The organism is Bradyrhizobium sp. CCGB20 (assembly GCF_024199855.1).
GTDB lineage: Bacteria > Pseudomonadota > Alphaproteobacteria > Rhizobiales > Xanthobacteraceae > Bradyrhizobium.
In genome coordinates, this window is record NZ_JANADN010000001.1 from 1050225 (window position 1) to 1062638 (window position 12414).

Here is a 12414-nt window from a genome sequence, read left to right on the forward strand (position 1 = left end):
TTTCTTCGACGTCGGCTTCTTGCGGGTCCGTTATGACGATCGGGTGCTGATGCGATAAGTCTGTGGAAGTGGTGTCAGGCTTTCGGCGAGTGCCTTGGCCAGATCTTGATCACTGGAGTCCACGGAGATGTGGACCAGCGTGTTCAGCCTGGCGTCCTTCTCGACGCGAATGTCGGCTGCGGTGTCCGGTCCGAAGATGCGGTCGATCTCGGACCTCACCTTCTCCTGAACGGCGAGGTCTCGGAGCGCAGGCTTGAAGATCTTGCCGACCGCGGTGACCGGAAGGCTTTCGAGCTGGACGACGCGCTTTGGCCGCGCGGGCGGCTCATTGACGTTCCGCTCGAGATGCTCGCGCAGCTGCGGCAGGTCGATGCTCTGTCCGGGAGACGGCACCACAAAGAGAATAGGCACCTCGCCGGCATAGCCGTCCGGCATGCCGACGGCTGAACTCATCTGCACGCCGGGGAAGGCATTGGCGACGTCCTCGATCGCGGCTGGATCGATGTTGTGACCGCTGCGCACGATCAGGTCCTTCTCGCGCCCGGTCAGCACCAGGCGCTGATCCGCCGTGAGATAGCCGACGTCGCCGGTGACGATCCAGTCGTCGTCGGTCAGCACGCCCTTGTTGTGCTGGGGATCGAGATATCCGGGAAACACCTGCGGCCCCCTGACGAGGACGAGACCGCTGGTGAGAGGCGGGCATTCCGTCCTGAGGCCGGCATCATCAAGCGCGACGATCCTTGTCTGTGCAAACGGCGCCCGGAAGCCGACGCTGCCCTGTACGGGAGTTCCGCGGCCGGGATTGAACGCGATCGCCGCTGCGGTCTCGGTCATGCCGTAGGTCTCGAACAGCGTGATCCCCGTGCGTGCCTGAAACCTCTCGCTCACGGCCTTCGGCGCCACGGCGCCGCCGGTGAGCGCCATGCGAACGGTGCGGATATCGGAAGACCCAACCGGCACTTCGGCGAGCGCGGCAATCGATGTTGGCACGCCACTGACGACGGTTGCGCCAAACCGCTCGACGGTGTGCCAATAGTCTCTGATGGCATCGGGACTTCTGAGACTGTAGGGCGAGGGAATGATCACGTGGCCGCCGGCAGCGAGGATCGACAGGCCGACCGTCATGGTGCCGCCGACGTGAAACAGCGGAAAGCCGTTCACGGCGGCATCCAGCTCGTCCAGCCCGTGGACCTGCGCAAAGCTCCAGGCTGCATGGATCTGGTTGCCATGGGTCAGGCGAACGAGCTTTGGCCGTCCGGTGGTGCCGCCGGTGTGGAAGAGCGCGCAGACGGCCTGGCGGTCCGTCGATGGCTCGAAGTCTAGCGTGTCGCGCGTTCCCGCAATCGCCTCGTCGAAGTTTAGAAAACCTCCAGGCAGAGGACCGTTCGCGCCGATCACAAAGATGGTCTTCAGCGATTGGACGCGGCGCGCGACGTTGGCCGCCTTGGCCCAGATCGCGCGATCGGCGGCTTCGGCGGGGATGACCAGCACCGTCGCGTTCTGCGCCTCGAGCAGGTCGGCGATCGCATCCTCGTTCAGGAGATAGTTGATCGAGCTGGCAACGCCGGCGATCTGGGCGCCGAGCAGCGCCGGAAACAGCAGCGGCAGGATTGGGCAAAGAAATGCGACAGTACCGCCGGTCTGTCCGATGCCGCGCGATCTGAACAGATTGGCCGCGCGCGCGATCTCCGCGAGCAATTGCCGATGCGTCAGCGTGACGTCGCCTGACACGCGCGAGCCCTTGGCCAGGACGGTCAGCGCGGGGCGGTCCGGATGCAGGCGCGCCGTGGCTTCGAAGAGATGGAAGAGATTGCGGGCAGGGACGAGGGACTCGTAAGACTGCTGCTCCAGCGCCTCGATATCGGCGATGGTTATAACCGGTTGCGTGAACCGTGTTGTGATCGGCGATGGCAAGACGCTGCTCACGCGCACCGCCATTCAAGCGGCACGGCAGATTGCGCAGCTGCTGGTCCGGGCTGGTGCAAGCGAACGTTTCCCGCCTATCTCATTGACCATTTTTTGTTCTTCATAGGCCACATGCCGGAACGCGGCTTGCTCCGGAGCGCAAAGCTTTTGCTTCTCCGCGCAAACCGGTCTTGCGTGTACGCGGCGGCCATCTAGAATCTCGATGCTCGGCCCGCTTGTGCGATGCACAAACGACGTTCATCATGGCCTCGCAACGGATGGGCGGACGATGAACCTGGTATTCACGACGGACGATCTGGAGCCGTCCAAGCGCTATGCCGCGTGGCAAGGTGCCATTTGCGATGTCTACGTCCATGTCGACGTGAACGCCGAGGAGCGATCCGACTATCACGGCTTCATTCGCGAGGCGCGGTTCGGCGCCGTCACGATGACGGACGTCCTTTTGTCCGAGCAGCGCATCTCGCGCCGCGAGCGGCACATCGCGAAGCTCGACAAGGATTGCTACTACCTCGAATTCGTTCAGCAGGGCCGCATCAACGTTCTCCAGGCGGGCCAGACCTTGCTGTCGAATCCCGGCGTGAGCACGATCTTCTCGGCCTCAGAGGCCTATGACCTCGAATGTGTCGGCAAGGTGCGATCGCTCTACCTCGAAATCCCGCGCGCGGAATTCTCGACGCGCTTCAGCGATGGTCGATTGCCTGTGATCACGACAATGGCGACGAGCCGCGGCCTTGGACGGATCGCTGCCGAATTCTGCGCGACGCTTGCCGCGGAGGGCGCGACGCTGGACGAGACCGCGAAGACCCGGCTCGGCGGCGAGCTGATGGATGTGCTGGCACTCGCCCTCGACATGGGCGACCGGGACGAGTTCTCGGAGGATGCGAGCGCGCAGCAGGCCCGCCTGCGCTCGGTCAAGGCCTGGATCGAGGCGCACCTCACCGATGCGGACCTGTCGCTGGAGAAGATCGCCAAGAACAACGGCGTGTCGCTCAGGCATCTGCATTATCTCTTCCGGCTTACCGATGTCTCCGTATCCGAATGGATCTTGGATCGCCGGCTTCAGCGCTGTTACGACGTCCTGACCCGGCCCGAGCTGCGCTCCCTGTCGATCACGGAAGTCGCCTATCAGCTGGGCTTCAGCAGCTCGTCCTATTTCAGCACGGTGTTTCGCAGGAAGTTCGGGCACAGCCCGTCGGACTTGCGGCGGCGCTAGGTGACCTGCATCGCGCGAGGCGATGCAGGTCCGTCATTGCGAAGTGTCACTTCACCAGCGGGCAGCCGCCGTCCTTCAGCGGACGGAAGGCCTGGTCGGCGGGTACTTCCGCGAGCAGCTTGTAATAATCCCACGGACCCTTGGATTCCTCGGGCTTCTTCACCTGGAACAGATACATGCTGTGCACCATGCGGCCGTCCTCGCGCAGCACGCCGTTGTCGGTGAAGGCGTCCTTCACCGGCAGCTCGCGCATCTTCGCCATCACCGTCTTGGTGTCCCTGGTGCCGGCGGCCTGCACGGCCTTGAGGTAGTGCAGCGTGGCGCTGTAGGTCGCGGCCTGGTTCATGGTCGGCATGCGCTTGACGCGCTCGATGAAGCGCTTGCCGAAGGCGCGGGTCTTGTCGTTGAGGTCCCAGTAATAGGCCTCGGTGATGATCAGCCCTTGTGCGAGCTTCAGCCCCAGGCTGTGCACGTCGGAGATGAACATCACGATCGCAGCCAGGTTCTGGCCGCCGGCGACGATGCCGAACTCGCCGGCCTGCTTGATCGCGTTGATGGTGTCGCCGCCGCCATTGGCAAGCCCGATGATCTTGGCCTTGGAGGCCTGGGCCTGGAGCAGGAATGACGAGAAATCAGCCGTGTTGAGCGGATGCTTGACGCTGCCGAGCACCTTGCCGCCCGCGGCCTTCACGACATCGCCGGTGTCGCGCTCGACCGAATGGCCGAACACGTAGTCGGCGGTGAGGAAGAACCAACTGTCGCCGCCGTTCTTGACGATGGCGCCGCCGACGGTGTGGGCGTTGGCGTAGGTGTCGTAGGTCCAGTGCGCCGTATAGGGCGAGCAGGACTTTCCGGTGATGTCGGAGCTCGCCGCGTCCGTCACGATCATGATCTTCTCATACTGCTTCGACAGCTCCATCACCGCGAGTGCGGTGGCCGAGGTCGGCAGGTCGATGATCATGTCGACGCCCTCGGTCTCCCACCATTTGCGGGCGATGGTGGAGGCGACGTCGGGCTTGTTGAGCACGTCGGCCGCGACCATGTCGATCGGCTTGCCGAACATCTGGCCGCCGAAGTCCTCGATGGCCATCTTGGTGGCCTCGACATTCCCCTGGCCGCCGATGTCGGAATAGACCGAGGAGAAGTCGGAGAGCACGCCGATCTTGAGCGGCGCCTGCTGGGCGGAAGCGGGGATGGTCAGGGCAGCCGACAGCAAGCCGGCCGCAGACACGAGGGCTGCGATAGGTCTCATGGATACGTTTCCTCTTGTGCGGGACTATGCTGTCCCTTTGTCCGACAAAGTTAGAACGAGGTTCCCAAGGAGTCAATTTGCTGCAGATGCGGCATCAATGACGCAGTTTGACGCGCTTTCGGGTCGATCCTATAGTTTGTCCGACAATCACCATTGGAGCTGAATGTGCCCCTCGCGCCGCTGTTCCGTCCGATCGATGTCGCGCCGGCCTATCAGAAGGTCGCCGACGCCATCGAGCGCGAGATCGTCAATGGCCGTATCAAGCCGGGCGATCCCATCGGGACCGAGCACGATCTGGTCCGGCAGTTCGGCGTCAACCGCTCCACGATTCGCGAAGGCATTCGTGTGCTGGAGGAGGGCGGGCTGATCAGCCGCGATTCCTCGCGCCGGCTGCACGCCTGCCTGCCGCGCTACAGCAAGCTCGCAAGCCGCCTCAGCCGCGCGCTGGTGCTGCACGAGGTGACCTTCCGCGAGCTCTACGAGGCCTCGATGACGCTGGAGGTGGCGGGCATCGAGGGCGCGGTGGAACGCGCGACGGAGGAGAACCTCGCCGAGCTCGATGATAATCTCATGCGCAGTGAGGCCGTGGTCGGCGATCCCGCGGCACTTGCCGAATGCGACGCCGAGTTCCACGTGCTGGTCGCAAAGGCCTCGCAAAACCGCGTGCTTCAGCTTGCGCGCGAGCCGGCGGCGCAATTGTTCTATCCGACCACCGAGATGATCGTGACGGGCGTCGCCGCAGGCGGCCCGCGCCTCGTCGCCGCGCACCGCCATCTCATCGATGCGATCCGCCGCCGCGACCGCGAAGCCGGCGTGCTGTGGACGCGCCGGCATTTGCAGGACTGGCGGCGTGGTTTCGAGAAGATCGCCTCGCTCGATCGCTCGGTCGAGCACATGTACATGGAGCACGCGCAGGCGGCCCGGCGCAGATAGCGCATGATCCGGACCCGAAGGGCCGCGCTAGCGCAAAGCGTGAAGCGGTTTTCCGAAAGATCATGCGCAAAAAGACAAGACGCAAGATTTCAAGCAACAAATCCAACAAACAAAGACATCACACGGAGGGACACATGACCGGCGACACCGCAGCCACCATCTCGAAAGCGCGCGAGCATTCCATCGGCGATCTGTTGCGCCGCTCCGCGGGCCGCGAGCCGAACAAGCTTGCGGTGAGCTGCGGCAATGTGAGCTGGACCTTTGCCGAGATGGACGCGATCTGCAACCGGCTCGGCCGCGGCCTGCTCGGGCTCGGCGTCAGGAAGGGCGACCGTCTCGCCGTGCTCTCGCGCAACTCGCATGCCTTCGCCGCGCTGCGTTTCGCGCTAGCGCGGATCGGCGCGGTGCTGGTGCCGATCAACTTCATGCTCAATCCGGACGAGATCAATTTCATCCTGAAGAGCTCCGGTGCGAAGCTTCTCGCGACAGGTCCGGATTTCGTCGAGCCGGCGCGCGCCGCATCAGCCAGGGATTGCGCGGTCGAGAAGATGATCTGGCTGCCGGGCGAGGACCCCGCCACGGCGCCCGCGGGCCTCACCACCTTCGACGATCTGCTTGATGCCGACAGCTCGTTCCTGGAGGCGTCGGTCGACAGCCGCGATCTCGCGCAGATCGTCTACACCAGTGGCACGGAGTCCCTGCCCAAGGGCGCGATGCTGACCCATGAAGCCGTGATGTGGCAGTATGTCAGCTGCATCATCGACGGCGGCATGAGCGTGGAGGACAAATTCCTGCACGCGCTGCCGCTCTATCATTGCGCCCAGCTCGACGTATTCCTGGGGCCGCAAGTGTATCTCGGCGCTTCCGGCGTGATCACGGGCAAGCCCACCGCCGACAACATTCTGGCGCTGATCCAGGCGCACAAGATCACCTCGTTCTTTGCCCCGCCGACGATCTGGATCGCGATGCTGCGCTCGCCGAATTTCGACAAGACCGACCTGTCGACCCTTCAAAAGGGCTACTACGGCGCCTCCATCATGCCGGTTGAGGTGCTTCTCGAATTGCAGCGTCGCCTGCCCAACGTAAAATTCTGGAATTTCTACGGCCAGACTGAGATCGCGCCGCTCGCGACCGTGCTGCGGCCCGAAGACCAGCTGCGCAAGGCCGGCTCGGCCGGCAAACCCGTGCTCAATGTCGAGACCCGGGTGGTCAACACCTCCATGGAGGATGTGAAAGTCGGTGAGGTCGGCGAGATCGTGCACCGCTCGCCGCATCTGCTCTCCGGCTATTACAACGATCCCGTGAAGACGGCGGCGGCCTTCGCCGGCGGCTGGTTTCACTCGGGCGATCTCGCCACCGTCGACGAAGAGGGCCACATCACCGTGGTCGACCGCGTCAAGGACATGATCAAGACCGGCGGCGAGAATGTCGCGAGCCGCGAGGTCGAGGAGATGGTCTACCGCATCCCCGAGGTCTCCGAGGTCGCCGTCGTCGGCCTGCCCGATCCGCGCTGGATCGAGGCGGTGACCGCGATCGTCGTGGTCAAGGCCGGGGAGAAGCTGGACGAGGATTCCGTCATCAAGCATTGCGCCGGCCAGATGGCGCATTTCAAGGTGCCCAAGCGCGTGATCTTCGTCGATGCCCTGCCGAAAAACCCGAGCGGCAAGCTGCTCAAGCGCGAGCTGCGCCAGCGCTTCGTCGGCGGCGAGACGCTCGACAAGGCGATCCAGAAGAATTTTGGCACCTGAGGCGGAGCATTCGCCATGAAGGCCTGGCAGGTTGCGCGCGACTGGTCGATCGAGGGAATGGAGCTGGCCGATCTGCCTGAGCCCGAGCCCGGCCCGGGCCAGGTCGCGGTACGGATTCGGGCGGCATCCCTGAACTACCGCGATCTGCTCACGGTGCAGGGTAGGGGCGGCGTTACCAGGTTGCCGCTGATCCCGTTCTCGGACGGCGCGGGTGAGGTGATCGCCGTCGGCGAGGGCGTTAGCCGCGTTGCGGTCGGAGATCGTGTCTGTCCGATGTTCTTCCAGTCCTGGATCGACGGGAAGGTCTCGGCGACCAGCCGCCGCTACGCGCTCGGCGGCACGCGTCCGGGTGTGTTGCAGGAGGTCATGTTGCTCGACGCCGAGGGCGTCAGTCGCATTCCGTCGCACCTGTCTTTCCTGCAGGCGGCGACGTTGCCTTGTGCAGGCCTTACCGCCTGGCGCGCGCTGTTCGAGGAGGCAAAAGTGCAGCCCGGCGACACCGTGCTGGTGCAGGGCACCGGCGGCGTGTCGATCTTCGCTCTGCAATTCGCAAAGCTCGCAGGCGCAAGCGTAATCGTGACGTCGTCGAGCGACGAGAAGCTCGCGCGCGCCAAGGCGCTCGGCGCCGACCACACCATCAACTATCGTTCGGTGCCGGAATGGGGCAAGGCCGCTTCGGAGTGGACCGGCGGCGGCGTCGACCATGTCGTCGAGGTCGGCGGCAAGGACACCTTTGCGCAATCGCTCGAAGCGGCGCGGGTCGGCGGCACCATTCTGGTGATCGGCGTGCTCACGGGCTTCTCGCAGCAGATCGCGATCCCGAGCCTGTTCTCCAAGAATTTGCACGTCATCGGCCTGTCCGTCGGCAGCCGTCGCATGTTCGAGGGCATGACGGCCGCGATCGGGCGAAACGGCATGAAGCCGGTCATCGACCGTGTATTCGGTTTCGACGCCGTGCCAGATGCGCTGCGGCTGATGCAGCAGGGCGGCCACTTCGGCAAGATCGTGGTCGAGTTCGCCTAATTCGCCCCGCCGGAAAGCTTCCTGACGTCGTCGGGCGTCCGTCCGAAGCGGCGGCGGAATGCGCGATGGAAGTAGGAGACGTCGTGAAATCCGGCGAGCTGCGCGATCTCGATGATCTTGCGCGTGCGCAGGTTCGGGTTTCGAAGCAGCCGTTCGGCGCGCAGCAACCGCTGCTCCAGCACGAATCCGCTATAGGTGATGCCGGCCTGCTCGAACAGCAGCTGGATGGTGCGCGGGCTCACTCTATGCGCGGCCGAAAGGACGGTGAGCGACAGCGCGGGGCTGTCCAGCTGTGCGAGGATGTCGGATTTGAGGGTTTCGAGGCGCGCTGCCGCAAGACCGCGCATGCGAGCTTCCTCGGCGACATCGCCGCGCGCTCCGATCATCAGCACGGCGAGGTCGAACAGATGCTGTGAGACGGCATCGAGCTCCGCGGGTGCGAGCTTGTCGGCATAGGTATGCGCAAGGTCGTAATACCGCAAATACATCGACGTGATCGGATTGGCGCCGGAGATCGACCGCGCGATCAGATCCTCGGCATTCGGGCACGCCCGCAGCAGCGCCTTGCGCGGCAGCAGCGCGGTCTGGAAATTGCCGTGCGCCGTCTGGGTGATGTAGGCGCCCCTGATCGAGGGGTCGCCGATCGTGACGTCGCCGGCGGCAATCTCCAGCGGGCGCTTCCCCATCGTGCCGCTCAACGCCGAATTGGGCGACGTCGTAATCACCAGTTCATCGTTCGTCCCGAGCGAGACGAAAGATATCGGCGTGCCGAACGAGGCCGAGAGTCGGAGACGTGGAAGAATCGCCGGCGAAATGGTCCGGTGAACGCGTCCTTCCCCGATCGGAACGAAATCGACGTCCGCGACCTGGCGGCAAAACTGCTCGCGCCATCTTTCGTAGGCCGGGCCATTGGGGTCGCCGTCGAATGAGAGTTGAGGCTGGATCATCGATCGGGAAGCAGGCGTTTGTTGGCGATTTGCTGCAGGTTGTATCGTCAGGCTGGTGCGCTGCAACGACAAAGGCGCGGGATTGCGTGATAAGCCACTCGCGATGACGTGCTGAGACCGCGACCAGGTGCCGCAGCCGGTGTGCCCGGATCGCAACAGGCACCGCCATTGTCGTTGCCTTTCATCTCAGTCCATGCGCCGGTTCGTCCCTCTCCACGAACCGGGATCGCATCCCGCCTATCGTCGCCAGCAATGGTGGACGATTGGAAGGGAATGATTCGATGACCCGTCGTGCGAGCGGTCTCCTGCCGGCTCTTCTGGCGCTTGGCCTTGGTGCGTTTTGCGCCACTGACGCAACCGCCGCCGACATGGCGCTGAAAGCGCCGCCTGCACCGCTGCCGGTGTTCAGCTGGACAGGCTTCTATGCCGGCGTCCATGCCGGTTACGGCACCGGCGACGGCAACTCGGCGAGCGTAGATCCCAGTGCGCTGCTGGCGCTGTTTCCCGGCGTGAACAATCTGACCTCGACCGCGTCGGCGCCGTTCACGCTCGGCGTCGGCCAGTCCGGCTGGCTGGGTGGATTGCAGGCAGGCTACAACTGGCAGACCGGCCACGTCGTCGCCGGTGTCGAAGCCGACGTGAGCGTCGCCGGGATTGGCGGGCGGGCGTCAGGTTCTTATGCGTTCCGCCCCGTCTTTCTGGTCGGCGATTTCGACAATTACACCGGCACTGTGACCGTGACCCAGGACATCGATTATCTCGGCACGCTGCGCGGCCGCCTGGGCTACGCCAGCAATAACTGGCTGCTCTATGCGACCGGCGGTCTCGCCTGGGCACATGTCAAGGCAAGCCTCGACAGTGCTCATGTCCGATTGACCAACAACTTCCCGATCCCCGGGCTTCCGGCGGCGTTGGATGGACATGCGAGTGCGAGCGGCTTCAATGTCGGCTATGCGGTCGGCGGCGGCGGAGAATGGTCGTTCGCGCCGCGCTGGTCGCTCAAGGCGGAATATCTGTATCTCAACCTTGGCCGCCAGCTTTCTTTGTCGATTCCCGCGACCAGCATGCCGGCCAGCGACATCGAGCTTCACACCTTCAGGGTCGGCCTGAACCGGCAATTTACGCCGTGAGATCGGCGCCGGTGGAGCTCAATACTTCCTCACCGCGGCCCCGAATGCCAGCCAGAGCGCCATCGAGGCGAGCCCGAAGCCGCCGAGCAGCAGGAAGGTCGGGCCGTAGCCGATCCATTGTGCGATCCAGCCGCCGAGCGCGGGGCTCAGGCTTGCGCCGACGCCTTGCACGGTGATGACGGCGCCCTGGCCGAGATTGATGCGGCCGGTGCCGTCGAGCGAGCGCGCGACCATGCCCGGAACGGCGACGGTCTGCAGCCCCGTGCCGATGCCGTCGAGCACCTGCATCGGCACGACGCCCCACCATCCCGTGACGAAGAAGGCGAGCACGCCGCGGATGGGCAGGAACATGAAGGAGACCAGGATCACCGGCCAGTAGTTGCGTTTGCTCGCCGCGTTCATCGCGATCAGCGACGTCACGATCATCACGCCCTGCGCAATCACGACGGTGGTCGCGACGAAGGTCGGGCCGTTGGCCTGGCCTTCGGCCACCGCCGCAAGTCCATAGAGCGGCACGATCGCGGCGTTGCCGAGATGAAACAGCGCGAGCGCGAGCGCCAGCACGAGCAGCGCCCGGTGCCTGATCAATATGGTGAACGCGTCCGGCGCGCTGTCGGGATCATCCTCCTTGCAGCCGCGCGAGGCGCGATCGTCGATCGCCTTTGCGGGGATCATCAGCACGCAAGCGATCGCGATGGCGCCGAACACGGCCGCCAGCACGAACACGGACACATAGCCGAACTTGTAGCCGAGATAGCCCGACAGCGCGGCGCCGACCATGTTGCCGGCGTGGTTGAAGGCCTGGTTGCGGCCGTTCAGCGCATTGAAACCCTTCTGCCTGGCGATGCCGAGGGTGATGCCCGTGACTGCCGGCACGATCGCGGCGCTCGCCAGCGATTGGGCAACCTGGGAGAACGTCACGGCCCAGAAATTCTGCGAGATCAGGATGATTGCGGACGCAAGCACCACGCAGATGCCGGGAATGACCACCCACAGCCGCTTGTTGCGGCTGGAATCGATGAAGCCGCCGATCGGCGTCGTGACCAGCATGCCCGCGACATTGCCGATCGTCATGGCGGTGCCGATCAATCCGCTCGCCCAGCCGCGATCCTGGAGGAACACGCCGACGAACGGGCCGATGCCCGACTGCATGTCGGCCATGAAGAAATTGACAGCGTAGAGGGGCCAGAGGCGGGGCGAGGAGGGGCGCGATGTCATCGAGACGCTGAACGCAATGCTGCCGATCGAGAGTTGGTCTCCGAGCGGAGATGGCCGGCTCATTGTGCCGGGGCGGACCAGAAAGTAACCTGCGCTGACCTCCTTGGTTCCGACCGTGGTTGCGGTCGCAGGAGCGCGATGCCATTTCATGCCTGCGACAGTCTCATTTCTGGATCATGACTCATGCCCCTCTGGACCTGCGAAACCTGCGGCGCCCAATTCCCGGAGAGTGGAAATCCGCCGGCGTCGTGTCCGATCTGCGAGGACGAACGGCAGTTCGTGAACTGGAAGGGCCAGACTTTCCTCACGCGGGATGCGCTCGCGCAAGGTCACCGCGTTGTCTGGCGCGATGATCTCGGCCTGACGGGCATGGCGCTCGAGCCGAGCTTTGCCATCGGCCAGCGCGCGCTGCTGGTGCCGCTGGGTGGCGGCTGCGCGATGTGGGACTGCGTGCCGCTGGCGACACCGGAGGCGATCGCGCATGTGCGCTCGCTCGGCGGGCTGAAAGCCATCGCGATCTCGCATCCGCATTACTATGGCGCGCTCGCCGACTGGAGCGACGCGTTTGGCGGCATTCCGGTCTATGTGCACGCGGATGATCGGCAATGGGTGACGCATCCGCATCCGTCAATCGTGCACTGGAGCGGCGATCATCATCGCATTTCCGATGATTTGCTGCTGCTTCGCACCGGCGGCCATTTCGCGGGTGCCACCATGCTGCATCATGCGCGCGGTGCGGATGGCAAGGGCGCGCTGCTCACCGGCGATATCGCGCAGGTGACGATGGATCGCCGCTTCGTCAGCTTCATGTACTCCTATCCGAACTACACGCCGCTCAACGCTTCCGCCGTGCGGCGGATCGCGGCTGCGGTCGCGCCGCTCGCCTTTGACCGCATCTACGGCGCGTGGTGGGGACGCAACATCGCCGCGGGCGCCAAGACCGCGTTCGCGGCGTCGGTGGAGCGATACATCGCGGCCATCGCCTGAGCCGCCGCGCCGGCCGGAATCCTTGTTGCCGTGACCA

General features: G+C 64.5%; 10 protein-coding genes. 6 read left to right on the forward strand and 4 right to left on the reverse strand.

The annotated features are described in order from the left end of the window. Positions 1–30: 30 nt before the first annotated feature. Complete coding sequence (locus tag NLM15_RS04860) at positions 31–1926, reverse strand: AMP-binding protein (RefSeq protein ID WP_254115883.1); 1896 nt, start codon at positions 1924–1926, stop codon at positions 31–33. Between the two features lie 268 nt (positions 1927–2194). Here NLM15_RS04860 and NLM15_RS04865 point away from each other — a divergent pair, with 268 nt between their 5' ends. Then, positions 2195–3139, forward strand: coding sequence for a helix-turn-helix domain-containing protein (locus NLM15_RS04865; protein ID WP_254115884.1), 945 nt, complete (start codon positions 2195–2197; stop codon positions 3137–3139). A 46-nt stretch (positions 3140–3185) separates the two neighbouring features. Here NLM15_RS04865 and NLM15_RS04870 read toward each other — a convergent pair whose 3' ends face one another. Continuing rightward, complete coding sequence (locus NLM15_RS04870; RefSeq protein ID WP_254115885.1) at positions 3186–4391, reverse strand: ABC transporter substrate-binding protein; 1206 nt, start codon at positions 4389–4391, stop codon at positions 3186–3188. Between the two features lie 165 nt (positions 4392–4556). On the opposite strand from NLM15_RS04870, the gene NLM15_RS04875 reads away from it, so the two are divergent. The 3 genes from NLM15_RS04875 (at position 4557) to NLM15_RS04885 (ending at position 8095) form a co-directional block, all read left to right on the forward strand. Beyond that, positions 4557–5324 carry a FadR/GntR family transcriptional regulator gene (locus tag NLM15_RS04875; RefSeq protein ID WP_254115886.1) on the forward strand — a complete coding sequence of 256 codons (768 nt, stop codon included), beginning with the start codon at positions 4557–4559 and terminating at the stop codon, positions 5322–5324. A gap of 134 nt (positions 5325–5458) precedes the next feature. Further along, a complete protein-coding gene (locus tag NLM15_RS04880; RefSeq protein ID WP_254115887.1) occupies positions 5459–7072 on the forward strand; it encodes an acyl-CoA synthetase in 1614 nt (537 codons plus the stop codon). A gap of 15 nt (positions 7073–7087) precedes the next feature. Further along, entirely contained in the window at positions 7088–8095 is a 1008-nt protein-coding gene (locus tag NLM15_RS04885) for an NAD(P)-dependent alcohol dehydrogenase (RefSeq protein WP_254115888.1), read from the forward strand. Here NLM15_RS04885 and NLM15_RS43700 read toward each other — a convergent pair. Next, on the reverse strand, positions 8092–8820 hold the full coding sequence (locus NLM15_RS43700) for a helix-turn-helix domain-containing protein (protein WP_254115889.1): 729 nt from the start codon (positions 8818–8820) through the stop codon (positions 8092–8094). The two genes, NLM15_RS04885 and NLM15_RS43700, sit on opposite strands and share 4 nt — an antisense overlap. 503 nt (positions 8821–9323) lie before the next feature. Here NLM15_RS43700 and NLM15_RS04895 point away from each other — a divergent pair. Continuing rightward, on the forward strand, positions 9324–10172 hold the full coding sequence (locus tag NLM15_RS04895) for an outer membrane protein (RefSeq protein ID WP_254115890.1): 849 nt from the start codon (positions 9324–9326) through the stop codon (positions 10170–10172). Positions 10173–10190: 18 nt separating this feature from the next. Here the strand turns inward: NLM15_RS04895 and NLM15_RS04900 are convergent, their stop codons facing one another. Further along, positions 10191–11390, reverse strand: a complete 1200-nt coding sequence (locus NLM15_RS04900; protein ID WP_254124146.1) for an MFS transporter — start codon at positions 11388–11390, stop codon at positions 10191–10193. Between the two features lie 183 nt (positions 11391–11573). Here NLM15_RS04900 and NLM15_RS04905 point away from each other — a divergent pair, with 183 nt between their 5' ends. After that, positions 11574–12377, forward strand: a complete 804-nt coding sequence (locus NLM15_RS04905) for an MBL fold metallo-hydrolase (protein WP_254115891.1) — start codon at positions 11574–11576, stop codon at positions 12375–12377. Positions 12378–12414: the final 37 nt, after the last annotated feature.

What these genes read in the sequence shown, in the direction of transcription:
- NLM15_RS04880 (WP_254115887.1), top strand. Translation starts at nt 5,459, where the DNA reads ATGACCGGCGACACCGCAGCCACCATCTCGAAAGCGCGCGAGCATTCC.
- NLM15_RS04885 (WP_254115888.1), top strand. Translation starts at nt 7,088, where the DNA reads ATGAAGGCCTGGCAGGTTGCGCGCGACTGGTCGATCGAGGGAATGGAG.
- NLM15_RS04895 (WP_254115890.1), top strand. Translation starts at nt 9,324, where the DNA reads ATGACCCGTCGTGCGAGCGGTCTCCTGCCGGCTCTTCTGGCGCTTGGC.
- NLM15_RS04900 (WP_254124146.1), bottom strand. Translation starts at nt 11,390, where the DNA reads ATGACATCGCGCCCCTCCTCGCCCCGCCTCTGGCCCCTCTACGCTGTC.
- NLM15_RS04870 (WP_254115885.1), bottom strand. Translation starts at nt 4,391, where the DNA reads ATGAGACCTATCGCAGCCCTCGTGTCTGCGGCCGGCTTGCTGTCGGCT.
- NLM15_RS04905 (WP_254115891.1), top strand. Translation starts at nt 11,574, where the DNA reads ATGCCCCTCTGGACCTGCGAAACCTGCGGCGCCCAATTCCCGGAGAGT.
- NLM15_RS04865 (WP_254115884.1), top strand. Translation starts at nt 2,195, where the DNA reads ATGAACCTGGTATTCACGACGGACGATCTGGAGCCGTCCAAGCGCTAT.